Origin of the sequence: Aeromonas sp. R7-5 (assembly GCF_040908015.1) — a bacterium.
In the GTDB taxonomy this organism is placed as follows: Bacteria; Pseudomonadota; Gammaproteobacteria; order Enterobacterales; family Aeromonadaceae; genus Aeromonas; species Aeromonas caviae.
Genome location: NZ_JBFOCZ010000033.1, coordinates 352,308 through 376,797, shown reverse-complemented (window position 1 = coordinate 376,797; position 24,490 = coordinate 352,308). Strand labels below are relative to the sequence as shown.

The 24,490-nt window shown below is 62.6% G+C and carries 19 protein-coding genes; 12 read left to right on the top strand and 7 right to left on the bottom strand.

Annotation, left to right across the window (positions count from 1 at the left end; genetic code table 11):
* The first annotated feature begins 357 nt into the window (after positions 1 to 357).
* The gene (gene astB / locus AB5Y53_RS17155) at positions 358 to 1,695 is read left to right on the top strand and encodes an N-succinylarginine dihydrolase (protein ID WP_045525189.1); all 1,338 of its coding nucleotides are present in this window, start codon (positions 358 to 360) and stop codon (positions 1,693 to 1,695) included.
* Between the two features lie 230 nt (positions 1,696 to 1,925).
* Here the strand turns inward: astB and sohB are convergent, their stop codons facing one another.
* A complete protein-coding gene (sohB, locus tag AB5Y53_RS17150; RefSeq protein ID WP_368182659.1) occupies positions 1,926 to 2,933 on the bottom strand; it encodes a protease SohB in 1,008 nt (335 codons plus the stop codon).
* Between the two features lie 224 nt (positions 2,934 to 3,157).
* Between sohB and AB5Y53_RS17145 the strand changes: the two genes are divergently transcribed.
* Both AB5Y53_RS17145 and AB5Y53_RS17140 read left to right on the top strand, forming a co-directional pair.
* Positions 3,158 to 3,913 (top strand): YciK family oxidoreductase, encoded by a 756-nt coding sequence (locus AB5Y53_RS17145; RefSeq protein WP_052814360.1) that lies wholly within the window; start codon positions 3,158 to 3,160, stop codon positions 3,911 to 3,913.
* Positions 3,914 to 4,002: 89 nt separating this feature from the next.
* Positions 4,003 to 4,887 carry a LysR family transcriptional regulator gene (locus AB5Y53_RS17140; protein ID WP_042015608.1) on the top strand — a complete coding sequence of 295 codons (885 nt, stop codon included), beginning with the start codon at positions 4,003 to 4,005 and terminating at the stop codon, positions 4,885 to 4,887.
* A 71-nt stretch (positions 4,888 to 4,958) separates the two neighbouring features.
* Here the strand turns inward: AB5Y53_RS17140 and AB5Y53_RS17135 are convergent, their stop codons facing one another.
* A complete protein-coding gene (locus AB5Y53_RS17135) occupies positions 4,959 to 6,131 on the bottom strand; it encodes an MFS transporter (RefSeq protein WP_039040518.1) in 1,173 nt (390 codons plus the stop codon).
* A gap of 164 nt (positions 6,132 to 6,295) precedes the next feature.
* Here AB5Y53_RS17135 and AB5Y53_RS17130 point away from each other — a divergent pair, with 164 nt between their 5' ends.
* Both AB5Y53_RS17130 and AB5Y53_RS17125 read left to right on the top strand, forming a co-directional pair.
* Entirely contained in the window at positions 6,296 to 7,435 is a 1,140-nt protein-coding gene (locus tag AB5Y53_RS17130; protein ID WP_010673889.1) for a MalY/PatB family protein, read from the top strand.
* A 148-nt stretch (positions 7,436 to 7,583) separates the two neighbouring features.
* A complete protein-coding gene (locus AB5Y53_RS17125; protein ID WP_368182657.1) occupies positions 7,584 to 8,939 on the top strand; it encodes a TAXI family TRAP transporter solute-binding subunit in 1,356 nt (451 codons plus the stop codon).
* 63 nt (positions 8,940 to 9,002) lie between these two features.
* On the opposite strand, the gene AB5Y53_RS17120 is transcribed toward AB5Y53_RS17125, so the two are convergent.
* On the bottom strand, positions 9,003 to 9,905 hold the full coding sequence (locus AB5Y53_RS17120; protein ID WP_368182889.1) for a LysR family transcriptional regulator: 903 nt from the start codon (positions 9,903 to 9,905) through the stop codon (positions 9,003 to 9,005).
* Between the two features lie 190 nt (positions 9,906 to 10,095).
* On the opposite strand from AB5Y53_RS17120, the gene AB5Y53_RS17115 reads away from it, so the two are divergent.
* The 4 genes from AB5Y53_RS17115 (at position 10,096) to ygjK (ending at position 15,553) form a co-directional block, all read left to right on the top strand.
* Positions 10,096 to 11,352: an adenylosuccinate synthetase gene (locus AB5Y53_RS17115; RefSeq protein WP_042880306.1), complete on the top strand. Its 1,257-nt coding sequence runs from the start codon at positions 10,096 to 10,098 to the stop codon at positions 11,350 to 11,352.
* 178 nt (positions 11,353 to 11,530) lie between these two features.
* Positions 11,531 to 12,064 (top strand): YbhB/YbcL family Raf kinase inhibitor-like protein, encoded by a 534-nt coding sequence (locus AB5Y53_RS17110; RefSeq protein WP_049637270.1) that lies wholly within the window; start codon positions 11,531 to 11,533, stop codon positions 12,062 to 12,064.
* 11 nt (positions 12,065 to 12,075) lie between these two features.
* Positions 12,076 to 12,888, top strand: a complete 813-nt coding sequence (locus AB5Y53_RS17105) for an AraC family transcriptional regulator (RefSeq protein ID WP_048207195.1) — start codon at positions 12,076 to 12,078, stop codon at positions 12,886 to 12,888.
* 184 nt (positions 12,889 to 13,072) lie between these two features.
* Complete coding sequence (gene ygjK / locus AB5Y53_RS17100) at positions 13,073 to 15,553, top strand: alpha-glucosidase (RefSeq protein WP_368182655.1); 2,481 nt, start codon at positions 13,073 to 13,075, stop codon at positions 15,551 to 15,553.
* Positions 15,554 to 15,631: 78 nt separating this feature from the next.
* Here ygjK and tyrS read toward each other — a convergent pair whose 3' ends face one another.
* The gene (tyrS, locus tag AB5Y53_RS17095; RefSeq protein ID WP_039040151.1) at positions 15,632 to 16,831 is read right to left on the bottom strand and encodes a tyrosine--tRNA ligase; all 1,200 of its coding nucleotides are present in this window, start codon (positions 16,829 to 16,831) and stop codon (positions 15,632 to 15,634) included.
* Between the two features lie 114 nt (positions 16,832 to 16,945).
* Here tyrS and AB5Y53_RS17090 point away from each other — a divergent pair, with 114 nt between their 5' ends.
* Positions 16,946 to 18,256: a peptidoglycan DD-metalloendopeptidase family protein gene (locus AB5Y53_RS17090; RefSeq protein WP_041212599.1), complete on the top strand. Its 1,311-nt coding sequence runs from the start codon at positions 16,946 to 16,948 to the stop codon at positions 18,254 to 18,256.
* Positions 18,257 to 18,410: 154 nt separating this feature from the next.
* Positions 18,411 to 19,535, top strand: a complete 1,125-nt coding sequence (locus AB5Y53_RS17085; RefSeq protein WP_368182653.1) for an anhydro-N-acetylmuramic acid kinase — start codon at positions 18,411 to 18,413, stop codon at positions 19,533 to 19,535.
* 113 nt (positions 19,536 to 19,648) lie between these two features.
* Here AB5Y53_RS17085 and AB5Y53_RS17080 read toward each other — a convergent pair whose 3' ends face one another.
* Together AB5Y53_RS17080 and AB5Y53_RS17075 are read right to left on the bottom strand one after the other, a co-directional pair.
* On the bottom strand, positions 19,649 to 20,050 hold the full coding sequence (locus tag AB5Y53_RS17080; RefSeq protein WP_223929890.1) for a hypothetical protein: 402 nt from the start codon (positions 20,048 to 20,050) through the stop codon (positions 19,649 to 19,651).
* 376 nt (positions 20,051 to 20,426) lie between these two features.
* A complete protein-coding gene (locus tag AB5Y53_RS17075) occupies positions 20,427 to 21,299 on the bottom strand; it encodes a hypothetical protein (protein WP_227263484.1) in 873 nt (290 codons plus the stop codon).
* A gap of 1,070 nt (positions 21,300 to 22,369) precedes the next feature.
* On the opposite strand from AB5Y53_RS17075, the gene AB5Y53_RS17070 reads away from it, so the two are divergent.
* Entirely contained in the window at positions 22,370 to 23,635 is a 1,266-nt protein-coding gene (locus tag AB5Y53_RS17070) for a RidA family protein (RefSeq protein WP_368182651.1), read from the top strand.
* A gap of 157 nt (positions 23,636 to 23,792) precedes the next feature.
* Here AB5Y53_RS17070 and AB5Y53_RS17065 read toward each other — a convergent pair whose 3' ends face one another.
* The gene (locus AB5Y53_RS17065) at positions 23,793 to 24,467 is read right to left on the bottom strand and encodes a hypothetical protein (protein ID WP_124244876.1); all 675 of its coding nucleotides are present in this window, start codon (positions 24,465 to 24,467) and stop codon (positions 23,793 to 23,795) included.
* Between the last annotated feature and the right edge of the window lie 23 nt (positions 24,468 to 24,490).

The following is a 24,490-nucleotide window of genomic DNA, read 5'->3' as shown; positions in this document are numbered from 1 at the left end:
GTAACTATTATCCTCATTGCACCCGACGGGGTTGGCGTGCGGTTTTGTGGGGCTGTATAAGAGATTTGACGGGAAAAAGCAATCTTGCGGGTCAATTTGCCCGACAGCCCGAACCGCCCTGCTTCTTTATTTATTAATGCGAAGCCGGGGCGCGGGAAGCAACCGCTTTTTTGTTTTTATGCTATATCCCCCCCTTTTTTAGATTGGAAATGACATATCCAGCCACCCTTGTGACATAAAAACCCATTCTGGTTATCAGCTTGTTACAAAGGATGAAATCTCTTTATAATGGCCGCACACCGCAGCTTTGTGCGCGGAAGGAACCGCTCCCCATATAAAAATCGAAAGGATGTGATCATGAAGCACTTCGAGGTCAACTTCGACGGCCTGGTCGGCCCCACCCACAACTATGCCGGCCTCTCCTATGGCAACGTCGCCTCCCAGAGCAACGCCAAAGAGGCCTCCAACCCCAAGGAAGCGGCCAAGCAGGGGCTGCGCAAGATGAAGGCGCTGACCGACCTCGGCATGGTGCAGGGCGTGCTGGCTCCTCAGGAGAGGCCGGATCTCGCGACCCTGCGCCGCCTGGGCTTCACCGGCAACGACGCCAGCGTCCTGGCCCAGGCGGCCAGACAGGCCCCCGCCGTGCTGGCCGCCTGCTACTCCGCCTCCAGCATGTGGACCGCCAACGCCGCCACCGTCTCCCCGAGCGCCGACACCCAGGATGGCCGCATCCACTTCACCCCCGCCAACCTGACCAACAAGTTCCACCGCTCCCTGGAGCCCGAGGTGACCGGGCGCATCCTGCGGGCCGTGTTCAACAACGATCGCCACTTCTATCACCACCAGCATCTGCCGGAGAACGACCACTTCGGTGACGAAGGCGCCGCCAACCACACCCGGCTGTGCCGCGCCTATGGCGAAGCGGGGGTCGAGCTGTTCGTCTATGGCCGCAGCGCCTTCGACGTCTCCCAGCCCGCCCCCAAACGCTATCCGGCCCGGCAGACCCTGGAGGCGAGCCAGGCCATCGCCCGCCTGCATGGCCTTGGGGATGAGAGTGCGGTCTTCATTCAGCAGAACCCGGACGTGATCGATCAGGGAGTGTTCCACAACGACGTCATCGCGGTGGGCAACCAGAACGTGCTCTTCTTCCACCAGCAGGCGTTCCTCCATACCGAGGCTGCGCTGGCCGAGGTGCGTACCAAGTTCGGCGACGGTGAGCTGCACTTCATCGAGGTACCGACTGCAGAGGTGTCGGTGCAGGACGCGGTGAAGTCCTATCTGTTCAACACCCAGATCCTCACCCTGCCATCCGGCGAGATGGCGATCATCGCCCCCACCGAATGCCGCGACAACCCGGCGGTGTCCGCCTATCTGGCCAGGCTGGTGACCCAGGGCACCCCCATCAAGGACGTCCACTACATGGACGTGAAGCAGAGCATGAGAAACGGCGGCGGCCCCGCCTGTCTGCGCCTGCGGGTTGCCATGAACGACACCGAGCTCGCCGCGGTCAACCCGGCCTGCCTCATCACCGACAGCCAGTTTGCCCGCCTGGATCAGTGGGTCGAGAAGCACTATCGCGACAGCCTGGCGCTGGACGATCTGCGCGACCCCTCCCTGGTGCTGGAGACCCGCACCGCCCTGGACGAGCTGACCCAGATCCTGAAACTGGGTTCCGTCTACCCCTTCCAACGCTGAGGTGCGCCATCGGCCTGCAGAGCCGACGCAATAAAAAAAGAGAGCCGGGCAATGCCCGGCTCTCTTTTTAGTTCTTTGCACTGAGCTATAAAACCTGTTCACGAGCTGTAGCGAGAGATCGTCAGCAAGGTGAAGAGCAGCGCAGGAACCGGAGTGTGTAGATACACATGAGGATTCCGAGCAGCACATGAGCCTTGATCACGACCTCGCAGTAAGCTCGAAACAGGTTCTCAGCGCCAGGGGCTCTGCTGCCACAGCCGGCCAAGGCCGGCCTCCAGCCCCAGTGCCGCCTGCTTGCCAAGCTTCTGGGTCAGGCTCCTTGTTTTGCTGTAGCGGATGCCGACCACCTTGTGATGGCTGGCCTGGGCCAGCAGGTAGTCATCGCTGGTGCAAAGCGCATCCACCAGTCCGAGCTGCTTGGCCTGGCTCGCCAGCCAATGCTCGCCGGTGGTCACCTTGTCGATGTCGAGACCGGGTCTGTGCTCGGCCACGAAGGCCTTGAACTGTTCGTGGATGGCCCCCAGCTCCTCGCGAAACTTCTCCCGCCCCTGATCGTCGTTCTCGCCGAACATGGTGATGGTGCGCTTGTACTGGCCTGCGGTGTGCATCTCGAATTCGATGTCGTGCTTCTTGAGCAGCTTGTTGAAGTTCGGCATCTGGGCAATGACACCGATGGAGCCGACGATGGCGAACGGCGCCGCCAGGATCTTGTCCGCGACGCAGGCCATCATGTAGCCACCGCTCGCCGCCACCTTGTCGATGGCCACGGTCAGCGTGATGTCCTTGTCCCGCAGCCGCTGCAACTGGGAGGCGGCCAGGCCGTAGCCATGCACCACGCCGCCGCCGGATTCGAGGCGCAGCAGCACCTCGTCCCCGGGCCGGGCCACGCCTATCACGGCACTCACCTCTTCCCGCAGGGAGGCCACTTCCTTGGCATCCATGCTGCCGTTGAAGTCGATGACGAACAGCCGGCTGCGCTCATCCTCCCCCTTGGCTTTGGCCTTGTGCTCGGCCTTGCGGGTCTTCTCCATCTGCTTGCGCTCGGCCTTGCCCGCCAGGGCTGCCTGCAGTTGATGGCGCCCCTGCTCCAGCTCGCCGGAGAGATCCGTCACCACCAGTTCCCCCTTGCGGGATTTGGGCTGGCGGCTGCTCGCCACCATCAGGATGACGGCGCCGATGGCCAGCAGGAAGGTGAGGGTCTTGGCCAGAAACAGGCCGTATTCGGTCAAAAATGCCACTTGATGCTCCGCTCAATGTCCGGTTTTTTCACATAGTAAGGAGTTTGCCCCCCTCGCGCAAAAACTCTGCCATCTCCCGTGCCAAGGACGGAGGGATCGACGCTATCGCCCTGTTTTATTCACATTTTTGCCGTCTCATACTGGTCAACTGCCGGGCCGGGTCAGTACACTTGCCCACTCGATTCGTTGCGCCAAGCCGCCAGGCATTGTTAACAGGAGTCCACATGCTCGACTATCAGGCCCCCCGTGATCTGCTCAAGGACAAGGTCATTCTGGTGACGGGTGCCGGTGACGGCATCGGCCGCGAAGCGGCCCTCACCTATGCGGCCCACGGCGCCACCGTGATTCTGCTCGGGCGTACCAGTGCCAAGCTGGAGGCGGTCTACGACCAGATTGAAGCGGCCGGTCACCCCCTGCCTGCCATCGTACCAGTGGACTTGAAAGGGGCTACTGCCGCCCACTACCGCGGCATGGCGGAGACCTTCGCCCAGCAGTTCGGCCGCCTCGATGGCGTGCTGTTCAACGCCGGGCTGCTCGGCACCCTGTCGCCGTTCGAACACATTCAGGAGCAGGAGTGGGACGAGGTGATGCAGGTCAACGTCAAATCCGAATTCCTGCTGACCCAGGCGCTGCTGCCCCTCATTCGTAAGACCGCCAAGGAGCACGGCGAGGCGTCCATCGTCTACACCTCCTCCAGCGTGGGCCGCAAGGGGCGCGCCTACTGGGGCACCTATGCCATTTCCAAGTTCGCCATCGAGGGGATGATGGAGGTGCTGGCGGACGAGCTGGAGAACACCAGGGTGCGGGTCAACACCCTGAACCCGGGCGGCACCCGCACCAGGATGCGGGCCAGCGCCTTCCCGGCGGAAGATCCGCAAACCCTCAAGACCCCGGCCGATCTGATGCCCCTCTATCTCTACCTGATGGGGCGTGACAGTCAGGGCCAGAGCGGCAAGACCTTCGTGGCCCAGCCCAAATAAATCAACAAATCAACCGGATGGGATTACAGTGAAGAGGGGGTGCCAAGGCGCGCCCTGTTGAATCCCATCGGCCCCAGACAGGTTGCACTATGTTTCGTCCCAAGAGCACGTTTGAGCAATGGCGGATCTTTCAGGCGGTGGTGGACTGCGGCGGTTATGCCCAGGCTGCCGAGGCGCTGAACAAGAGCCAATCCTCCCTCAATCATGCGGTTGCCAAGCTGCAACAGAGTCTGGGGGTGGCCCTGCTGGAGGTGCGGGGACGCAAGGCGGTGCTGACGCCAGCGGGGGAGATCTTCCTCAAGCGGGCGCGCCAGCTCAGCCAGCAGGTGGAAGAGCTGGAGAACCTGGCCAACAACCTGGAGCGGCAGTGGGAGCCGCAGATCAACCTCTATGTGTCCGTGGTGCAGCCGCGGGAGCGCCTCTACCGGGCGCTGGCACACTTCTACCCCCGCAGCCGCGGTTGCCGCATCAACCTGCACGAGCGGATCCACTGCCACTTCAATGCGCTGCAGGCGGGAGATCTGATGCTCTCCGAGCACCTGCCCCAGGATCGCACCGGCCTGCCGCTGGACGAAGTCTGTCTGCTTCCTCTGTGCGCAGCGGGCCACCCCCTTGCGGAGCAGGGAGAGCCCATCACCGCCGAGGTGCTGGCCAGCCACAACCAGATAAGCCTGCATCCCCCCATCCACCGCTCGGTGGACTGGAACGATGCGGACGACACCGGCTGGAAGGCGACCCACTATCATGAGGTGCTCAACATGGTGCGCCTTGGCATGGGTTACGCCTGGGTGCCCCGCCACCTGGTGCAGGAGGAGCTCGCCGAGGGCTCGCTGGTGCAGCTCGATCTCACCGGCGGCAACGAACGCTATCTCTACACCTACCTGCTCACCCCCTCGGTGGAGGCGCTGGGGCCGGCGGCCGAGCTGCTGCTGCGCTGCCTGCGCATCGAATACCAGGGAGACAACCCCAGGTAAGGCCGCTTCTTCCCCGCACGACCGGGGCACTGGTGCCGGCACATCCGGGCATCGGCTCCCTTTTGCATCCCCTATACGTTGGGGACCCGCCAGCAGGCGGCCAGCGCCATCAGCGCCAAGGCCGCCGCCACCATGAAGACCCCGTGGAAGCTCCAGAGCTCCGCCACCGTCCCCGCGATGGCCCCCGCCATGATGGAGCCGGTGCGGATGCTGTTGGAAAAGAGCGTGGTCGCCACCCCGGCGCGCCCCGGCATCAAGTCCTGGAAATAGGACATGCCGATGCCGGCCACGATGCCGATGAAGATGGCATTGAGCAGTTGCAGCGCAATGAGGGCATGCTGGCTCGACAGGGTCACGAGACCGCCATAGAAACCGACCCCGGCCAGCACCGCCAGCAGCATCATGGGCCGCTTGCCAAAGCGCCGGGTGTAGTAGCCCGCCAGCAGCATGAAGGGGATCTCCAGGGCCGCCGCCGTGCCCATCAGCAAACCGGCCAGCTTCTCCTCCAGCCCCAGCTCGCGGGTGATGTAGAGGGGCATGTTGATGAGGTACATGCTGTTGCAGGTCCACATCAGGGTGGAGGCGATGAAGAGCGCCCGCACCGACGGATCCCGCCAGCTGCTCACCCGCTCCACCTCGCTGTCCATCACCGGCAGCGGCAGGGAGGGAAGCCAGCGCCACACCACGAAGGCGCAGATGACATAGGCCAGCGCCGAGGCCAGATACATCACCTCGAAGCCGTAGCCGATGGCGAGCGCGAAGGCGATGGGCGGCCCTATCACCCAGGCCAGGGAGAACTGGGCCCGCAGCACCGAGCTGAACATGTCGGCCTGTTTGTTGCGGCTGTCGGCGTATTCCCGCGCCAGGGCGAACAGCTGCGGGCTGGCGGTGGCGGTCAGGCTCGCCAGCAGCACCCCCAGGCTCACCAGCAACCAGTACTGCCGGTTCCAGGCAAACAGCAGGGAGAGCACGATGCCGGCGAAGCAGCAGCGCAGGATCAGCTGCTTGCGATCCCCCTTGTTGTCGGAGCGGTGGCCGAGCCACTGGCTGATGAGGATGCCGATCACCGCGTTCACCGTGTAGAAGAGCCCCACCAGGAAGGGGCGCACCTGCACCTCCTCGGCCAGAAACAGGCTCAAGGTCGGCACCTGCAGCGCCACCGCCACCCCGGTCATGAAGGTCACGGCGAGAAACGAGAGAGAGACGGGATCCGGCCTCTTGCGGGCAACAGACAGCAAACTCATAGAGATACCATTGATATGGAAGAAAAAAAGGAGCCAGATGCGGGCGGGCTTGGCGTATGGCGGCGGCTATTTTATGCCATTATCAACAGCCACCTCAAGGGTTGCGGGGGGGCGTCCAAGTCCGTACATTGGAAGCCCATCCAGCGCCAGTACAAGGATTTAACATGTTTGATTTTGACCGGGAAATAGATCGCAGCGGTACCATGAGCCTGAAATGGGACAAATACAAGGGTCAGGATGTCCTGCCCATGTGGGTCGCAGACACCGACTTCGTCTCTCCCCCCGCCGTACTGGAGGCCCTCACCAAACGGGTCGCCCACGGCATCTTCGGCTATTCGCGCCCCTCTCCCCGGCTCATCGAACTGATCGTATCGCGTCTGGCCAGCCGCTATGGCTGGACCATCCAGCCCGAATGGCTCGTCTTCCTGCCCGGGGTGGTGCCGGGCCTCAATCTCGCCTGCAAGGCCTGGAGCCAGCACGGGCGCGGCATCATCACCCCCAAGCCGGTCTACTACCCCTTCCTGCAGGCACCGGGCTTCAATGACCGCCCCCTGCTCACCGTCCCCGTGGTGGAGGAAGAAGGCCGCTGGGTGCTGGATCTCGAAGAGCTTGAGCGTCAGGCCCCCTCGGCGGATCTGCTGCTGCTGTGCAACCCCCATAACCCGGGCGGCACCGTCTTCACCCGGGAAGAGCTGCTGGCCATCGACGCCATCGCCGAGCGCCACAACCTGGTGATCTGCTCCGACGAAATCCACTGCGACCTGCTGCTGGACAAGGATGCCCGCCACATCCCCTATGGTGCCCTGAGCCCAGAGGCGGCCGAACGCTCCGCCGTCATGATGGCGCCGAGCAAGACCTTCAACATCGCAGGCCTGTGCTGCTCCTTCGCCGTGATCCCCAATGCCCGCCTGCGGCTCAAGCTGCAACAGGCGATGCGCGGCATCAGCGCCGACGTCAATCTGCTGGGGTTCGTGGCGGCCGAGGCGGCCTATGAGGGGGGCGAGCAGTGGCTGAATGAACAGCTCGACTATCTGGCCGGCAACCTGGCCCTGATCGAGCAGGCCGTGGCCCGCTGGCCCGGCGTCAAGCTGGCCCGCAACCAGGCCACCTACCTCGCCTGGATCGACATGAGCGCCCTGGGCCTGGACGATCCCGTCGCCTTCTTCGAACAGGCGGGCGTGGGTCTCTCCCCCGGTGCCCAGTTCGGCAACGGCCAGTTCGTGCGGCTCAACTTTGGCTGCACCCGGGCCCGTCTCACCGAGGCCCTGGCCCGCATGGAGAAAGCCATTCTCCAGACCCGCTAGCGAACCGTCCCGGGCGGCGGCCCCAGGCCGCCCGGTGCGCGCAAAAGCGGTAAAATCCGTTCAGCTTCCCGTCTGATACGGATAAGATGAGGCTCATCACGGGATGAGCCCGCCTCCTCCTCATGTTCAGCCACGGTTTCGGTCCACTATGCGCCCATTCGCCTTCTCTGCCCTGTTGCGTCTGTCACGTACCGCCCTGCCCTGGCTTGCGGCCGTGCTGGCGCCCTCCCTCTTCGCCTCCCCCGCCTATGTCACCATCGGTACGGGAGCCCTCAACGGCGTCTACTACCCGACAGGAGGCGCCATCTGCCGCCTGCTCAACGAGGAGAGTGCCCGCCACGGCCTGCACTGCACGGTGCAGAGTACCTCGGGCTCCATCGCCAATCTGGCGGCGCTCGCCAAGGGAGAGGTACAGCTCGCCCTGATGCAGTCGGATGTGCTCTACCATGCGGTGCACGGCAGCGGCCCCTTCGCGGGCCAGGCCCCGGACGATCAGTTGCGCAGCCTGTTGCGGCTCCACAAGGAGTCCCTGACCCTGATTGCCAGCGCCACCAGCAACATCACCACCCTGGCCGACATCAAGGGCAAGCGGGTCGATGTCGGCGCCCCCAACTCCGGGGACAGAGTCACCAGCCGTGCCCTGCTCGATGCCATGGGGTGGCGGATCGCCGACTTCAGCCGCCCGCCCGTGATCTCCCCGGGCAACCGGCTGGAGGGGCTCTGTGACGGCACCCTGGATGCCGCCTTCGTGGTCGCCGGTCACCCCAATCAGGCCATCGGCGATCTCACCGGCCGCTGTCAGGCCCGCCTCATTCCCATCGAGGGGGAACAGGTGGACAAGCTGCTCAAGCAGCACCCCTACTATGATCGCAGCCGCATCGGCGCCAACCTCTATCCGGGGCAGACAAGCGGTGTCAACACCTTCGCCGTCACCGCCGAACTGGTGGCGCTGGCAAGCCTGCCCGAGAGCGAGGTGCGCACCCTGCGGGACGTGCTGAACGAGCGGCTCAAGCAGTTCACCCGGCTGCATCCGGCACTGACCACCCTCACCTGGGAAGGCATGCAGGCGGGCAGCATCGCCCTGCTCCATCCCGGCATGCTGGATGCCGTGCCCACCCTCCCGGCGGACACCCTCACGGCATCCGGTGCCGGGGCGACATCAGGTGCCTTGCCGACCTTGTCCCCGGCGAGCAGCGCGGCCACACCGACCGATGGGACAGGCCCCCTGGAAGGCACCGCGCCACTGGAGGGGTCCGACACCTTGCCCGAGCAGCCGGCCGCCGCGACCCTCTCAACCAGTTCGGGGGCGGCCTCCACCAACCAGGCCCCGGCACTGACCGAGCCGCCCACACCGGGCAGCGCAACCCTGGCACCAGGCCATCCCCTGACCCCGCCTGAGGCGCCCGCCTCGTCGGCAACGCCGCTGGAGGCGCCATCACCGAAGGCCATGCCGGCCAGCCCGCCCAGCCACGCGGTGGAGACCACAGCCCCCGCCGGGCAATGAACACCAACCAAGAGGCCACCCCAGGGGTGGCCTCTTGGTTATGGGGAACGGGCGCCTGGCCTGTCACGGCGCCAGCAGCAGCGCCGGATTCTGGATCTCCTCCTCCACCCAGTGCAGCAGTTGCTTGATGGCCCGCGACAGCACCTGGTTCTGGCGCACCACGTACCCCAGGCTGGTACCGGGAAAATCGGTGAGCCGGGTCACCGGGGCGGTCAGCTTGAGCCTGGGGTGAAGGGAGAAATCCGGCACGATGGCGACGCCAAAGCCCGCCTCGGCCCAGTCGAGCTGGGCATCCACGCTCCCCACCTCCATGATGCGGCAGCTCGGCAGACCGAGCAGGGGCAGGGAGGGGTCGATCAATGCCCGGGTCCGGGTGTCGTGCCCCAGCAGGATCAGGGTGGGCTCGTCCAGAGGATCGCTCTCTCCCGAGCTGGCCCGCGCCTGCCAGCGGGCCAGGCCGTGCCCCAGGGCACACCAGGTCACCTGCTGCAACTCGGTGTAGAAGAGCGGCTCGCTGCGCTTTTGTGCCATCACGAAGCCCAGATCCGCCTTGCCCGCCCGCACCAGATCCGCCGCCTGATCCGAGGTGGTGTTGAACAGGGTGAGGTCGATACCGGGGAAGGCCCGCTTGAAGCGCTGGAACGGCTGGATGAGCAGCAGGCGCGAGATGATGTCGCTGGCGGCGATGGCGAGCGTCCCCTGGCTCAACTGGCTCAGGGCATTGAGATCGGACTGGCAGAGCTGCAGCTCGTTGATGGCGCGCTCGGCGCTTTGCAGCAGCCGCTCCCCCGCCTGGGTCAGGCGAAACGGGCTGCGCTCCACCAGCTTGACCCGGGTCGCCTGCTCCAGGTTCTTGAGGTGCAGGCTCACATTGGGTTGCGTCATGTGCAGTTCGGTGGCCGTCTGGCCGAAGTGCTGCAACCGGGCCAGGGTGACGAAGGTGTGCAGCCAGTGAATGTCCAGCATGGGGTTCCTCTTCTCCCGGGTCGGTGGCAGGGCCAGCGCCGCCAGGGCACGGGCACCACGCAAGGGAGCGCGGTGTCGATAATGGCACCGGAATTATATGGCTTCCTTATCGGAATTATAAAGATAATTAATTTTTCTAATCCTCACGGGGCTCCTAGGATGGACGCCTAACGTCTTAGGAGAAAGAGTCATGTCGTCTATCGTAGTCGTAGGTGCTAACTGGGGTGATGAAGGCAAAGGCCGCATCGTCGATTATCTGGCAGGCCAGGCTGGCGCCAGTATTCGTTTCCAGGGCGGCAACAACGCCGGCCACACCGTGGTCAACGATCTGGGCACCTTCAAGCTGCACCAGGTGCCGAGCGGCGTCTTCAACCCGGATTGCCTGGTCGTGCTGGGCCCCGGCATGGTGATCAGCCCCGAGAAGCTCACCGTCGAGCTGGAAGAGGTCAAGGCCTCCGGCGTCATTCCCAAGCTCGCCATCTCTGACCGTGCCACCCTCTGCCTGCCGCTGCACGCGCTGGAAGACACCCTGGAAGAGCAACGCCTGGGTGACGGCGCCTACGGCTCCACCCGTCAGGGCATCGCCCCGGCTTACGGTGATCGGGTCATGAAAAAGGCGATCCTGGTGGGCTGGCTGAAACAGCCGGACGTGCTGGTCGAGCGCATCCAGTTCATGCTGGACTGGAAACTGCCGCAGATGAAGGCTCTCTATCCGGACTTCGAATTCACCCAGACCGCCCAGGAGATGGCCGACTGGCTGCTGGAAGTGTCCGCTCCCTGGCTGGACGCCGTATGCAACGTCAGCATGCCCCTCAAGGCACTGCAAGCCGAAGGCAAGACCCTGCTGTTCGAAGCCCAGCTGGGTGCCGGCCGTGATCTCATCTACGGCGAATACCCCTGGGTCACCTCCTCCCACGTTTCCGGCGCCTACGCCGGCATCGGTGGCGGTCTGCCGGGCCTGCGCCCGGAGCGCGTCATCGCCGTGGCCAAGGCATTCAGCTCCTCCGTCGGTACCGGCACCCTGCTGACCGCCATGGAGAACCAGGACGAGTTCCGCAAGATCACCAACGAGTTCGGCGCCACCACCGGCCGTCCCCGTGACGTGGGTTACTTCGATGCCGTTGCCACCAAGAACGGCGTCGAGCTGCAGGCTGCCACCGAAGTGGCCCTGACCAAGCTGGACTGCCTGACCGGTCTGCCGGATCTGAAGATCTGCGTGGCCTACGAAGGTGCCCACACCGAGAACCCGATCTGGCCGCAAACCGCCGCCCTCACCCCCGTCTACGAGAAGATGGAGAGCTGGAGCGAAGACATCAGCGCCTGCCGCACCTTCGCCGAGCTGCCCAAGGCAGCCCAGGACTATGTGCTGCGCATCGAAGCCCTGCTGGGCGTGCCGGTGCCCATGGTCTCCGTCGGCCCGGGCCGTGACGAGATGATCCTGCGCTAAGGCCCCTCGCCTCTCCCAAAAACCGGCATCCCAGGATGCCGGTTTTTTTTATGCCCCTCAAAAGCCCCGAACAGCTCACAAAAGCCGCCTCCATGGCATAATTTGAGCCATACGGGCACTCTGTTTTGAGCCAGCCCCCTTAGAGTGAATGCCATATTCACACAAAGGAGTGCCCATCATGAGATCCCCCATTATCCCGCTGCTGCCCCTGTTCTGCCTCGCGGCTCTACCCGCCGGCGCCATGACCCTCAAGAGTACCGACATCCGCGAGGGTGAACCCATGGACAAGGTCTTCAGCTTCAACGGCTTTGGTTGCAGCGGCGAGAACCGCTCCCCCCAGTTGAGCTGGCAGAGCCTGCCCGCCGGCACCCAGAGCGTCGCCATCACCGCCTATGACCCGGACGCCCCCACCGGCAGCGGCTGGTGGCACTGGCTGGTGGTGAACCTGCCGGCCAGCCAGAGCGAGCTGCCGAGCAATGCCTCCGGCAAGATCAAGCAGGGGCTGGAGCTTGGCACCGACTACGGTACCCAGGGTTATGGCGGCCCCTGCCCGCCCGCCGGTCACGGCATGCACCGCTACCAGTTCACTGTCTGGGCCCTGCCCAAGGCGCTGGAGGTGAAGGCCAACACCCCGCCCGCCATGGTAGGCTACATGCTCAACAGCCTGGCCCTTGGCAAGGCCACCCTGACCGCCACCTTCACCACCCCCTAGGAGCCCGCCCGATGAGCACGCCCCTGCTGCAACTGAATCACTACTTCGGGATCCGCCAGCAGCCCCTGCGCCGGGTGCTCATCTACGCGCCGACCCTCATCTGGGTGCAGCAGGGCCGCAAGCAGCTGTGGTGGCGGGAGCAGCGCCTCTCCTTTGACAAGGAGAGCTGGCTGCTGATCCCGGCAGGTCACCGGCTCACCTTCGTCAACCAGCCGGAGCAGGGCACGTTTCGCTCCCAGGCGCTCACCCTGCTGGCCCCGCCACCGGCCGAGTGGCTGGCAGAGAGCACCCTCGATCTCCTCAAGCCACCGGCCATCAGGGTGACGTCGGCCCTCGCCTTCTGCTTTGATCTCGTCACCACCATGGCGCAGCGGCAGCTCTGCGAGACGGCCCAGACCCAGCTGCTGCAAGGGTTTTATGGCGAGCTCAGGGAAGCGGGGGGCCTTGGCCTGCTCTTTCCTGCCACCACCATGACCCTGGGGGAACGGCTGGCCCGTTACCTCAGCGTGGAGCCTGGTCTCGATCACCGGCTGGAGACGGTAGCGACCCACTTCGCCATGAGCCGCGCCTCCCTGGTCCGCAAACTGGCCGCCGAGGGGCGCAGCTTTCGCCAGGTGCTGACCCAGGTACGCCTGGGGCACGCCCTCACTCTGCTGCAACAGGGGCTCACGCCGCTTCAGACCGCCCTCGCCTGTGGTTACGACTCCCCCGGCCGCTTTGCCGCGCGCTTCAAGGAGGAGTTCGGCCTGACCCCCCACCAATACCTGCGTACCTGCCCCTCCTCTCTCTCACTGACTGCCACCACAAAAGTAAATAATTACTAAAATACAAAGCTATGTAACCTCGTGTAACCGGGTGATCCGGCTCACACTCGCCCCTCCTGCACTGTGACACAGCGCCAATAATCCCGTCAGAATCGCCCTATAATGGCTCTCGCAAACGCTTTCACTAAAACAAATACTAAAAAACACCTTCCTTAACCTACAAAAACTGCCATTGGAGCGAGAGATGTTTCGTAAAAGTTTACTATCCATCACCCTGAGCGTCGCCCTGTTCAGCCTCACTGCCTGCAACGGCAATGACTCCAGCAGCCCGGCCGCCCCCAGCGCCACCCTGGCGAACCAGTATCAGAACGTGATCGACCGCAGCGGCACCCCGCTCCAGTTTCGTGACTTTGACAGCTACTCCAACCTCAAATACAACCCGCTGCTCGATCTCGGTGCCTGGCACGGCTTCCTGCTGCCCGCCAGCGACAGCGAGTGGGGCGGCTTTACCGGCCCCATGGTCATCGCCGAGGAGTACAGCCTGTTCTTCGCAAGGGAATTGGACAAGCTGACCCTGAGCGACGAGAGCGGCCGCACCTTTCCGCTCACCAGCGCCAGCAAGCAGGCGCTGTACGCCATCCCGGGGGCGCTGGTGCAGCGCTTCGAATTCGACCCCTTCACCCTGGAGCTGGAGCTGCGCTACGGCGATGCCCGCACTGCGCTGGTTCGCACCCGCCTCATCAACCACACTGACGCCCCCCTCACCCTCAAGCTCAACTGGCAGGGGGAGCTGCTCAACCAGTGGGATGCCAACAAGACGGTCGCCGAGCAGTACCCCGCCTGGACCCGCACCATCAGCCAAACCGAGCGCGGCGTGGCATTCCAGTTCGGCAAACTGCGCAGCACCTGGAACATCATGCAAAGCGGCAGCGCCAGCTACCGCATCGATCGCACCCTGCCGAGTAGCACCACCCTCGACGAGCAGGGGATCGGCTACGTGAGCGAGGCCAGCCTCACCCTGGCAGCCAAGGGCCAGCAGGATATCTACACCCTGCAGAGCTATGTCCACAGCCGTGCTGACGCGAGTCGCTTCGAGCGAAGCCGCCAGGCGCTGCTGGCCGACCCCGCCAGCCATTTCGATGACTCCATCCGCCGCTGGGAGGATTACCTGGCGCGCGGCCTCTCCAATCAGGGGATCCCGGAATCGGAGCGACGCATCGCGGTCAAGGCGATGGAGACCCTCAACGGCAACTGGCGCTCGCCGGCCGGTGCCATCCTGCACGACGGGGTGACCCCCTCCAACACCGCCCGCTGGTTCGACGGGGTCTGGGCCTGGGACAGCTGGAAACACGCCTATGCCATGGCCCACTTCAACCCGGAAGTGGCCAAGAACAACGTACGCGCCATGTATGACTACCAGATCCAGGCCGATGACCCGGTCCGGCCGCAGGATGCCGGCATGGTGATCGACGCCGTCTTCTACAACAAGCTCGCCGATCGGGGCGGTGATGGCGGCAACTGGAACGAGCGCGATACCAAGCCGCCCCTCTCCGCCTGGGCCATCTGGGAGATCTACAGCGCCACCCAGGACAAGGCCTTCATCGCCGAGATGTACCCGAAGATCCAGGCCTATCACGACTGGTGGTATCGGGCGCGGGACAACAACCGCAACGGCATCATCGAATATGGCGCCACCCGTCACGTAGAGCACAACGACGAGTTCGGCAACATCACCTTCAAGGTGCAGTACCCGACGGGGGCACCGGTCGGGCTGGATCTGTCGAGCTGTACCAATGAGGGAGATGGCTGGTATGGCTGCGCCGGCATGGCGCTCTATCAGCAGGTATTGAGCGTTGGCGGCTACGCCGACATGGATATCGGCGCCCAGCACGGTGCCGGCTGGGAGTCCGGCATGGACAACGCCGCCCGCTTCGGCTTTATCGAGCCGGAGCAGCTCAAGCGCTATGCCGACAAGACCTATGGCGGCGACATGGCCAAGGCTCGCCAGGACTGGAACGTCTTCTTCTTTGAAAACCATCAGGACGACGGCAGCCTCATCGGCTTCTCCATCGATCAGGAGTCGGTGGAGCTCAACGCCTTCCTCGCCAAGGAGAAGCGCATCCTGGCCGACATGGCTGAGCTGCTCGGCAAGCCGGACGAGGCGAGCCGCTATCGCGAAGGGGCGACCCAGCTGGCCGATTACATCAACAGCTGCCTGTTCGATGAGGCCTCCGGCTTCTATTACGACCGCCAGATAGCCCAGGGAGATCTGCCCGACGCCAACGGCTGCGTCGGCAAGCTGTTGACCGCCCGCGGCCGTGGCCCGGAAGGGTGGAGCCCGCTCTGGGCCGAGGTAGCGGACAAGGAGAAGGCGGCGCGGGTGCGCGAGGTGATGCTCAATGCCCAGGAGTTCAACACCAAGGTGCCGCTCGGCACGGCGGCACTGACCAACCCGGCCTACGACCCCGACATCTACTGGCGCGGTCGGGTCTGGCTGGATCAGTTCTACTTCGGGGTGAAGGGGCTGGAGAACTACGGCTATCGCAGCGATGCCCAACAGCTCGTCAACAAGCTGTTTAGCAATGCCGAGGGGCTGGCGGGCAGCGGCCCCATCCGCGAGAACTACAACCCGGAAACCGGCGCCATGCAGGGTGCCAGCAACTTCAGCTGGAGCTCGGCCCACCTCTACATGCTCTATCGCAACTTCCTGAAAACCGAGGGTTGATCCCTCTTTGCAGCAATGAGCCAACAAAAAGGCCTCCGCAAGGGAGGCCTTTCTTATGGCAGGGCCAGAGGTGGCGACTTACTTCACGGTCACCCGGGCAAACTTGCGCTTGCCGACCTGGTAGACGGCGGTACCGGCACCGATGAGTGCCTTGCCATCGTCCAGCTTCTCGCCATCAACCTTCACCGCGCCCTGCTTGATCATGCGCAGCGCTTCGGAGGTAGTGGCCACCAGATCGGCGTCTTTGAGCAGGTTGGCAATGGCCAGCCCTTCCCCTTCCAGTGCCAGCTCGACTTCCGGCATGTCGTCCGGAATGGCGTTCTTGGAGAAGCGCTGGGTGAAGTCTTCGTGGGCCGCTTCGGCCGCCGCTTCGTCGTGATAACGGGCGATGATCTCTTTGGCCAGCCAGATCTTCACGTCACGCGGGTTGAGGGTACCGGCGGCAATGCCCGCCTTGAACTCTTCGATTTCAGCCAGCGGACGGAAGGAGAGCAGTTCGTAGTAGTTCCACATCAGATCGTCGGTGATGGACATGATCTTGCCGAACATTTCGCCCGGGGCATCGTGCACGCCGATGTAGTTGGCAGCGGACTTGGACATCTTCTTGACGCCATCCAGGCCTACCAGGAGCGGCATCATCAGCACGCACTGGGTCGCCATGCCGGCATCTTTTTGCAGCTCGCGGCCCATCAGCAGGTTGAACTTCTGATCGGTACCGCCGAGCTCCACGTCCGCCTTGAGCGCGACCGAGTCATAGCCTTGCAGCAGCGGATAGAGGAATTCGTGAATGGCGATGGACTGGCCGTTGCTGTAGCGCTTCTTGAAGTCGTCGCGCTCCATCATGCGGGCCACGGTCTGCTTGGCCGCCAGCTTGATCATGCCGGTCGCGCCCAGCTCACTCAGCCAGGTGGAGTTGTACTCGATGCGGGTCTTGGCCGGGTCGAGGATCTTGAACGCCTGCTCGGCATAGGTGAGGGCGTTGTGCTTGATGGCCTCTTCGGAGAGCGGCGGACGGGTGGCGTTCTTGCCGGAGGGGTCACCCACCATGGCGGTGAAGTCACCGATCAGCAGGATCACTTCATGGCCCAGATCCTGGAAGGTCTTCAGCTTGTTGAGGATCACGGTATGACCCAGGTGGATGTCTGGCGCGGTCGGGTCCATCCCCAGCTTGATGCGCAGGGGGCGCCCTTCCTTCAACTTGGCGATCAGTTCTTCTTCAACCAGAATTTCTTCCGCTCCGCGCTTGATCTCGGCTAGCGCCACCTCGAGCTGGGACATTTTTTGACTCTCCAATCACGATTCCACAGGGCCAGACATATTACTGGAATGGCGGGCCAATTGGAAAGGCGGTAAACTCCGACCTTCTTCCGGGTTCAACTTTGTCTGCTTCTCATGGTCCTTTGGCACGCCTTCAACTCTCTCCCTCACTGGCACCGCAAGATGGTGCTTATCCTGAGCATCATGGTGATGATGCTGGCGGCCTGGCCGAGCGAACAGGCAGTCGCCACCCGGGTCGATGACAACGACAACGAACTGGCCGTCGAGCAGCAGGTCGACGAGGAGGCGCAGCTGGCACGGGCCGAGCCCGTCACCCCGCCCAAACCGCGCTATGTCACCAGACAGGTGAAGGTGCGCAGCGGCGACAACATGGGGGTCATCTTCCAGCGCCTGGGCCTCAGCACCACGGATCTGCACCTCATCGACCAGCTCGAGGGCACGGATACCCTGCGCCTGCTCAAGCCCGGTCAGGAGCTCACCTTCAAGCTCACCAAGGGCGGCGAGCTGCACAGCCTCTATTACCCCCACAGCCTGGAGCAGGCGCTCAAGGTGAACCGCCGGGATGACGGCTTCGTGGCCAGGCCTGTGAAGATCGAGCTCGACACCCGCGAACAGGTGGCCCAGGGGGAAATCCGCTCCAGCTTCTGGGGCGCCGCCGTCGAAGCGGGCATGACGGAAGACCAGATCATGGATCTCGCCGCCATCTTCGGCTGGGACATCGACTTTGCCCAGGACCTGCAACCGGGGGACAGCTTCCGGGTGGTCTACCAGGACAAATACCAGGATGACGAGCGGGTTGCCTCCGGCGACATCCTGGCCGCCGAGTTCGTCAACCAGGGGGCCATCTACCGCGCCGTGCTGAACACGGATGGCAACTACTACACCCCGGACGGCAAGGCGATGCGCAAAAGCTTCCTGCGCGCGCCGGTCAACTTCAAATACATCAGCTCCAACTTCAATCCGCGCCGCCTTCACCCGGTCACCGGCAAGGTGCGTCCCCACAACGGCATCGACTACGTAGCGCCGGTGGGGACCCCCATCATGGCGGCGGGCGGCGGCAGCGTGGTGGCCGCCGGCTACAACCAGTTCAACGGCAACTACGTCTTCATCAAGCACGCGGGCAACTACGTGACCAAGTACCTGCACCTCTCCAAGCGCACCGTCAACAAGGGGCAGCGAGTGAAGCAGGGCCAGACCATCGGCCTGCTCGGTGGCACCGGCCGGGTCACAGGCCCGCACCTGCACTATGAATTCGTGGTGGGCGGCGTACACAAGAACCCGCGCACCCTCAACCTGCCCCAGGCGGAGTCTCTCAGCGGGAGGGCGCTGGCCAGCTTCAAGGCCCAGGCCATGCCCCAGCTGGCCAAGCTGGACAGCCCCGAGCTGCAACTGGCCAGAAACAAGGGCAACGGCGACGACAGCTGACCGCTGTCGACCAAGGCGGAACACGGTATCGAACCGTTCCTCTGCATCATTGAAAGGGGGTTGTCATGACTGAGCGCTATATAGGCTTGATGTCCGGTACCAGAGCGGGGCATGGCATCGAACCGTTCCCCTGCATCATTGAAAGGGGGTTGTCATGACTGAGCGCTATATAGGCTTGATGTCCGGTACCAGCATGGATGGTATCGACGCCGTGCTGGTGACGATGGATAGGGAAGCGCTTCGAGTAGAGGCGGCGCTGTGCCACCCCTGGCCAGCGGAGACCGCCCACGAGCTGCACGCCCTCTGCACCCCGGGGGAGAACGAAATCGACCGCATGGGGGTTGCCGACAACCTGGTGGCCCGCGAATTTGCCGCCGCCACCCAGGCCCTGCTCGCCAAGGCGGCGCTGACTCCCAAGGAGATTCGCGCCATCGGCAGTCACGGCCAGACCATACGCCACCGCCCTGCCCTCGGCTTTACCCTGCAGATTGGCAACGCGGCCCTGCTGGCGGCCCTGACCGGCATCGACGTGGTGGCCGATTTTCGCACCATGGACATGGCCCTCGGCGGTCAGGGGGCCCCCCTGGTGCCCGCCTTCCATCAGGCGCTCTTTGCCCGCCCCGGCGCCCTTCGGGTGGTGCTGAACCTCGGCGGCATTGCCAATATCTCGGTGCTGCCCGGCCAGGCCGACGGGGGGGCGGGTTCAGGGGTATATGGCTTCGATACCGGCCCCGCCAACACCCTGCTCGACGGCTGGTATCGCCGCCACCAGCCCCACGGTGGCAGCTATGATGCCGGTGGCCAGTGGGCCGCCAGCGGCAAGCTTGTTCCTGCGCTGCTGGAGCAGTTGCTGGCTCACCCCTACTTCGCCGCCCCCGCCCCCAAGAGCACGGGGCGTGAGATGTTCACCCTCGACTGGCTCGACGGCGAGCTGGACGGCTGCACATACGCCCCCGCAGATGTGCAGCGTACCCTGCAATCCCTCACCTGCCACAGCATCGCCCGCCAGTTGCCCGCCCACCGTGACGCGCCAACCCGGCCCGAGCTGTTTGTCTGCGGCGGCGGCGCCCACAACGCCCCGCTGCTGGCGGAGCTGGCCAGCCTGCTGCCCGACTGGCATCTGACCAGCACCGCCCAGCTCGGCCTTGCACCGGACTGGGTGGAAGGGGCCGCCTTTGCCTGGCTGGCACAACGCTTTATCCAGCGAAAGCCAGGCAACCTGCCTGCGGTGACCGGCGCTAGCCGCCCGGCGGTACTGGGCGCCCTCTATCCCGCCTGAGCCGCTCCCCGAGCGCCATCCGCCCCTAATGAAACAAGCCCGAACAGGTGCACCTGATCGGGCTTGTTGTTATGCCTGGCGCCAGATGGCGCAGACCCGTCACTCTGTGCTCCCTACCCGAGCCGCTCTTTCAACCTGGCCGCCTGCGCCTTGAAGGTCTCATAATCGGCGACATGCCGGCTCCTGGCGGCGGTGATCCACTGCACGCCCGTCTCGTCGGCGTGGGAAAATTCGATGCAAAACTCATATTTCGCGCTGGAGAGCAGCCCCATCAGCGCGCCAGACAGAAAACCCACCAGGGGCAGGAAGAGCACGATGAGCCAGTTGCCCGCCTGCTCGTAGGAAGGGGTGAAGTAAAAGAGCACGCTGGAGGTGACCACTCCCAGCAACAAGGTCTTCTTGAGCCTATCCATCCAGCCGAGTGCTTTTACCTGCACGCCGACGATGCGGCCCAGATCGTAGCGATCCTTGTTGACCCTCAGTGTGTTGTCCGACTGTTCAATGGCAATGGCCATCCTGATACTCCGTCCTGTTGGCTATGGCGATAAGGGGTTGCCGTGGTGGCCCCGGATTGTGCATCCCGAGGGCATGACGGGACCAGCGGCCAGCCACGGGGCGATGGGCGGCACCTTCCCCAACAGGAACACACGCTGCGCATGGTATCGTATGGCGCCAAACATCAAAAGACGTTCACATCAAAAGGCGAGGTGGATCACCTTCTGCCCGACCCTTGTCCCCCGTGCAGCCGTTGGCTATTCTGGCCATCCTCTCTTGGGCAAGGTAGCCGGGGGATCAGGGGTCAGTGAGATAACAGTCCCGTGATGACCATCAGCAGGGGCGGGCCAATGGGATGGCGCCATGGGCCCGCACCTCGAGAGCACTCCCATGGCCCTAGAAGGCCCACTTCAGGAAGCGGTTTACCTGGCGCTTGACCGGTGCACAGAGCGGCGGTTTGGGAGGATCCAGGTTGATCTGTCTGCGGCCCACCCTGGCTTCGCCCCGCAGCAGGATCTGGAGATAGTGGGGGTGCTGGCGCTGGATGAATCGAGAGATCTCATGGGCCCAGGGTTTGGGGACTCCCCACAGGGTCGAGGCCAGGGCGCCGACGATACAGAAGAAAGCGGGCTCGTGCATGCCCATCCTGACGCCATTCTCCAGCGCCTCCTTGAAGGAGCCCGAATGGGCGATGCAGGTCATCACATTGACCATGAAGGCGGCATAGTCATCTTCCCCGCCGTGGCCCACCCTGGCCACCAGCCCGGCCTGCGGCCTGTAGCCGAACTGGTGGCCGATGTGCTCAAGCACTGCATTGCGCTGGCGAATGACCTTGGCATAGAACATCAGCATGGCGGTACAGTCGAGCGCCTGGCTCAAGGCCGCCTGATGGGGATGGGTCTGGGTGGGACGGGGGGTGGTCAGCAGCGCGATCTCCTCCGAGATGGCGAGCAGACCGATGGGCACCGCCGTGCTGATAAAGGCGAGATCAATGGCGATCGCCAGGTCCTGGCCCTCCTCCATCCGGCCGATGACCACCTGCTCGGCAAAGAGGCGACGCTGGCGCTCGATAAAGGCGCCATAGATCAGGGCCCTGAACTTCTTCTGGGGATAGGGGGTATCGAGCAGGGTCTCCATGGTCAGGATGGCGGCACCGGTGCGACCGCGCAGTTGATAGTCGGGGGCGAGGGGGAAGTGCTTGCCTAGGCGGGGGGGTGGCCGAAACCCGCTGGTGCGGCTGTACATGTCACCCAGAATGAATCCAAGCATAAAACCTCCGAAGTCAGATGACGGGGATCGCGATGCGATCGCATGTGCCACTCCCGGGCAGATGAGTGCCGATCCGTGCTGCTCGTCGGCAGGGTCCCTGATTTCATTATTAATCATACAGTTAATAATCCACCCAAACCCCGACCCAGGTCGCAATAACGGCAGTTGATGACAAGGAACACAAATAAGGGTGGTGCGGGGAAGATGAGCCGGCTGCATCGCAAGGAGTGCGGGATACGCCAGGGCGGCAAAGCAGGGCGGACTCCGGGGCCCCCTCACAGGGAGGGTCATGACAGGTGTGATATGCATCGGGGGGCGGCAAGTCGGGGCAGGCAAGGGGAAGACCCCCTCCCCTTGCTTATGAGCCTTGTTGGCGGGCTGCGTTCGCGCCACTGAAAAGATATGGCATAGGCGGTGTGGCGACCCGCCCATGTCAGCCTCCGCCGCAGGGGCTAAAAAGCGCCCTCTCTTTCTCCCGTATTTATGTCATGACCTGTGGCCATGCAAAGAGGGTGAATGTTATTTCAGTGTGCTCGCCGCAGCATATTTTGGCGGCGCTGAACAGGGCGTCGAGAGAGCGATAAATAGATAGCTATGCAAAACCGGGAGAATAAGCTGCAATTTCGCCAAAAGTATTAACGGAGGATTCACAGGCTGTAACCCTGATACGCGACAATATGGCGCTATCTGGTTCCACTTTCATGGTAAAGCGGGATCATCATCACCTTTATTTGCCATGCCCGTCATGAATTGAATCGCAAAATGAATATATTTCACTCTGTTGAGCCACCTCATAGAAACAGGATCCCGGTTTGCATCCCCGGATAACCGCCCCCTAGAATTCTCCCGTCTGAATCACCAGGCCAACTTCTCTCCCTTGTCTGTTGCACGCGCTGTCTGCATCGAAACAGGGCTCGACACTGTGATGATCGTTCTCCTTTTCTCCGTCGCCCTGCGGCGGGAACGGGCAACTGTTGCCGCAATATCACGAGTCATCAGCGTGCCGCATTCGGTCAGGGAAGAACAATGCGGCCCGGACCCTACATCAAAAACGAAAAAGGAGTATCGCCATGAGTGGTACCATCATCAAATCCGCCAGAAATACCCCCAATGCGCCTCAGGATCTGGGGCCCTATACCCAGAGCGTGGCCTTCTCCCACTACAACAATATTGCCGCCCAGCTCCCGGTCGACCCGAAAACGGGCGCGCTGGTCGCAGGGGATATCCAGGCGCAGGCCAGGCAGTGTCTCACCAATATCCAGGCCATCGTCCAGAGCATTGGCCACGGCATGGAGGACATGGTGAAGGTGACTCTGTTCCTCGCGGACATCGCCGACCTCGATGCCGTCAACGCCGTCTATCGGGAATTCTTCCCCCACTCGCTGCCGACCCGCACAGTGCTCGCCGTCGCCGGTCTGCCGCTCGGCGCCAAGGTGCAGATGGATGCCCTGCTCTCCAACGGGGAAGGCACCTTCCCCCAGGCTCCCTGCCCGCTGCTCAAACTCGCGCGCAATAGCGACCACGCCCCGCAGGATCCGCTCTCCAGCCAGAGCGTCGCCTTCTCTCATTACAACAATATCGGTGCCCAGCTGCCCCTCGACCCCGCCTCCGGCGCCCTGGTTGACGGTGGCATCCGCGAGCAGGCGGCCCAGTGCCTGCGCAATATCAAAACCGTGCTGGAGAGCATCGACGTGCCCTTCGACGACATCGTCAAGGTGACCGTCTATCTAACCAATCTGGCGGATATCGACGCCGTCAACGAGGTCTACACCACCTTCTTCCCGGACTCCGCCATCGCCCGTGCCGTCGCCTATCTGCCGGCCCGCAGCGTGATCGTGGCCTCTGCCCTGCCGCTGGGTGCCCGGGTGCAGATGGATGCGGTCATCTCCCACGGTGACGGCACCCCGCCCCAGCTGGTGGAAGACAGACACAATCTGGTGATCCGTGCCCGCAATACCGACAAGGCACCGAGAAACCCGCTGCATAGCCAGAGCGTCGCCTTCTCCCACTACAACCACATCGCCGGCCAGTTGCCGGTTGATCTGGTCACCGGCAAGATCCTGACTGGTTGCGTCAAGGAGCAGACCGCCCAATGCCTCGGCCATATCAAGACCATCGTCGAGAGCATCGGCCACGTGATGGACGATATCGTCAAGATCAATATCCAGGTGAAGAACATCGCGGATCTGGCGGATGTGGATGCCATCTACACCCAATACTTCCCGGCCTACCTGCCGGCCCGCACCGTATTCGGGGTAAGCGAACTGCCCGCCGGCGCCCTGGTGCAGATGGATGCGGTGATGTCCAATGCGGAAAGTACCCCGCCGCAGGTGTAAAGTTTGTTGAAATAAAAAAAGACCGGCTATATGCCGGTCTCTTTTTATGTAATATGTGGGGCATTATTTTTATGACATCGTCTTAAAGAACGCGAACGTCCGATTACGCTTCGCTAATCGAACCTACGAGCTGTACATGAATCGAACCTACGGACTTTTAATTAACGTTATCCAAGTAGGGGCTAAACTCATAGTTGAAGCTACAAGTTTCATGTGACCGAGAAAAATGAAGATTATCTAAAGCCACACAAATTTCTATACTAAGTAATGCAATAAGCTTCTGTTTAGATGACGATAATGTCATTTTGAATTGAGTAGAATCAACAGCAGTTAAACCGATTAAAATATGATAAATTGCAGACCACATATCAATCGATTTAGGTATTATTCGATGAATATCGATAGCAATCTCTTTCATCTCTTCAGAAGATAAAGTTTCAGTGTTACATAACATAAACCTCTCATGAAGCACCGCACGTAATGACACGTCACCAACCAAGGGGTCATCGAGGATAGTCGATAATTGTGACGCATAAAACTCGATATCCTCTCTTGCCTGCTGTAAATAATACTGGTCGTTTACCTGTTCCTGCAAACCAACCTGACGGAGTAAAACAAATAACGTGAGCCCCCCAACTATTGGGGCATAGATCCCACCAATTGCTGAACCAAACTCAGCCCAGCGAGAGTGTTCATGTGATATCCCACCATTAAAAGTATTAACATAAATAAATATTGGTGATACAACTATGGCAATGAGTGATGCTATTAGAATACTATTTTTATAATTAGTACTTAATAGTTTCTTTGTTATCAACCGAAAACGGTCCATATTGATCCTTTTATGTATCGTCG

Excerpts from the sequence above, each read along its gene's own strand:
- astB (WP_045525189.1), top strand. The coding sequence starts at position 358 with ATGAAGCACTTCGAGGTCAACTTCGACGGCCTGGTCGGCCCCACCCAC.
- AB5Y53_RS17145 (WP_052814360.1), top strand. The coding sequence starts at position 3,158 with ATGCTCGACTATCAGGCCCCCCGTGATCTGCTCAAGGACAAGGTCATT.
- AB5Y53_RS17140 (WP_042015608.1), top strand. The coding sequence starts at position 4,003 with ATGTTTCGTCCCAAGAGCACGTTTGAGCAATGGCGGATCTTTCAGGCG.
- AB5Y53_RS17135 (WP_039040518.1), bottom strand. The coding sequence starts at position 6,131 with ATGAGTTTGCTGTCTGTTGCCCGCAAGAGGCCGGATCCCGTCTCTCTC.
- AB5Y53_RS17130 (WP_010673889.1), top strand. The coding sequence starts at position 6,296 with ATGTTTGATTTTGACCGGGAAATAGATCGCAGCGGTACCATGAGCCTG.
- AB5Y53_RS17125 (WP_368182657.1), top strand. The coding sequence starts at position 7,584 with ATGCGCCCATTCGCCTTCTCTGCCCTGTTGCGTCTGTCACGTACCGCC.
- AB5Y53_RS17120 (WP_368182889.1), bottom strand. The coding sequence starts at position 9,905 with ATGCTGGACATTCACTGGCTGCACACCTTCGTCACCCTGGCCCGGTTG.
- AB5Y53_RS17115 (WP_042880306.1), top strand. The coding sequence starts at position 10,096 with ATGTCGTCTATCGTAGTCGTAGGTGCTAACTGGGGTGATGAAGGCAAA.
- AB5Y53_RS17110 (WP_049637270.1), top strand. The coding sequence starts at position 11,531 with ATGAGATCCCCCATTATCCCGCTGCTGCCCCTGTTCTGCCTCGCGGCT.
- AB5Y53_RS17105 (WP_048207195.1), top strand. The coding sequence starts at position 12,076 with ATGAGCACGCCCCTGCTGCAACTGAATCACTACTTCGGGATCCGCCAG.
- ygjK (WP_368182655.1), top strand. The coding sequence starts at position 13,073 with ATGTTTCGTAAAAGTTTACTATCCATCACCCTGAGCGTCGCCCTGTTC.
- tyrS (WP_039040151.1), bottom strand. The coding sequence starts at position 16,831 with ATGTCCCAGCTCGAGGTGGCGCTAGCCGAGATCAAGCGCGGAGCGGAA.
- AB5Y53_RS17090 (WP_041212599.1), top strand. The coding sequence starts at position 16,946 with ATGGTCCTTTGGCACGCCTTCAACTCTCTCCCTCACTGGCACCGCAAG.
- AB5Y53_RS17085 (WP_368182653.1), top strand. The coding sequence starts at position 18,411 with ATGACTGAGCGCTATATAGGCTTGATGTCCGGTACCAGCATGGATGGT.
- AB5Y53_RS17080 (WP_223929890.1), bottom strand. The coding sequence starts at position 20,050 with ATGGCCATTGCCATTGAACAGTCGGACAACACACTGAGGGTCAACAAG.
- AB5Y53_RS17075 (WP_227263484.1), bottom strand. The coding sequence starts at position 21,299 with ATGCTTGGATTCATTCTGGGTGACATGTACAGCCGCACCAGCGGGTTT.
- AB5Y53_RS17070 (WP_368182651.1), top strand. The coding sequence starts at position 22,370 with ATGAGTGGTACCATCATCAAATCCGCCAGAAATACCCCCAATGCGCCT.
- AB5Y53_RS17065 (WP_124244876.1), bottom strand. The coding sequence starts at position 24,467 with ATGGACCGTTTTCGGTTGATAACAAAGAAACTATTAAGTACTAATTAT.